At 64.0% G+C, this 453-nt stretch carries 1 protein-coding gene; it reads right to left on the reverse strand.

Annotated elements, in window-relative coordinates; all coding sequences use genetic code 11:
* On the reverse strand, window positions 1-285 hold a 285-nt coding region (gene modA / locus ACH107_RS33535; RefSeq protein WP_412509889.1), incomplete at its 3' end, for a molybdate ABC transporter substrate-binding protein.
* Window positions 286-453: the final 168 nt, after the last annotated feature.

A 453-nucleotide genomic window follows, 5' to 3' on the forward strand; every position in this document is an offset into this window, starting at 1 on the left:
CTCGACAAGCCCGTCCTCTTGCAGCCTGTCCATCCATCCCGGGTTCGCCGAGATGTAGATGTCGGCCGGCGCGCCGTGCTGGATCTGGCGGGCAAGCGCGGAGGAGCCGGCGAGCGACACGGTCACGTCATGTCCGGTGGCAGCCTCGAACCGCTCCGCCACCTCGGCCATGGCATTGGTCATGCTGGCGGCGGCAAAGACGGTGATCTGCTCAGCCTTGACGATGCAGGGCGCGAGGACGGCAAGCACGAGCGCGGCGGCACGTGACAGGACAGGCTTGAACATCGAGGGAGCTCCCTGCTGATATGTTTTGACAAACATATCGCAGCGAGTGTATCTTCCCGTCAAGCGTTATTTTCCGTCGGGAATATCCCTCAAGAGCCCTTGCAGGCTGGCAAGTCGATCGGCACCGCCCGTCGCGGCCTCCGCCTCGAAGGCCCGATACTGCGCCAG

It is taken from the genome of Roseovarius halophilus (ex Wu et al. 2025), assembly GCF_047086965.1.